Source organism: Heliobacterium chlorum (genome assembly GCF_014502795.1).
Taxonomy (GTDB): Bacteria; Bacillota; Desulfitobacteriia; order Heliobacteriales; family Heliobacteriaceae; genus Heliobacterium; species Heliobacterium chlorum.
Genome location: NZ_JACVHF010000122.1, coordinates 1 through 786 on the forward strand (window position 1 = coordinate 1; position 786 = coordinate 786).

The window sequence follows — 786 nt, forward strand, 5'->3', positions numbered from 1 at the left end:
TCCCCCGAAAGAGAGAAGAGTTCACTATGATGCACTAATCGGTCGAGGATCGCCGTGGTGATTACGTTATCCCCAAAGACTTCCGTCCACTCTTCAAAGCTCTTGTTTGAAGTAATGACAATGGAAGTTCTCTGGTATAGGTCATTCACCAGTTGAAAGAACTGATTGGCCTCCGTACGTGTCACCGGCAGAAATCCAAGTTCATCGATGATGACCAAGTCTGCTTTTCGGATGGCGCGTAAGGTCCGTTGGGCTTTTGGGTCACTGGCTTCATTGCGAAAGGCCGTCACCAGTTGATCCATGGAAATAAAGCGAACTTTATAGCCCTGGTTTACCGCTTTTAGCCCAATAGCGACCGAAAGGTGGGTTTTCCCAGTTCCTGGAGGTCCTAAGAAAAATAAATTGAACGCATTGTCCACCCATTGCATCGTGGTAAGCTGTTGGATATGCCGTTTCGATAGCGATGCCTGGAAGGCAAAGTCAAATTCCTCTAACGTACGAATATAGGGAAATCCAGCTTGTTTGAGTCTGGATTCCATATTCTTTTCGTCCCGAACGGTTACTTCTGCCGTAAGCACCTGTTCGAGGAAGGTCAAGTACGGAATTTCGGACTTCGCTGCTTGATGGGCCATGGGCCCCAGATCGTCGCTGCGTTGTTGAAAGTGGCATTGTTGTAACAATTCGTCAAGAAGAGATCCGGTGCTCATGGTCACGCTCCTTTGAAACATTGAGTGTACTCGCTCAGTGCCCGACGGGGGGCTTGCCCCTGTAATTTCTCTGGCCATA

1 protein-coding gene is annotated in these 786 nt (G+C 48.6%); it reads right to left on the reverse strand.

The window, feature by feature from the left end:
• Window positions 1–707, reverse strand: a 707-nt coding sequence (istB, locus tag H1S01_RS20495) for an IS21-like element helper ATPase IstB (RefSeq protein WP_207732447.1), incomplete at its 3' end; no start/stop codon positions are given.
• Window positions 708–786 lie beyond the last annotated feature (79 nt).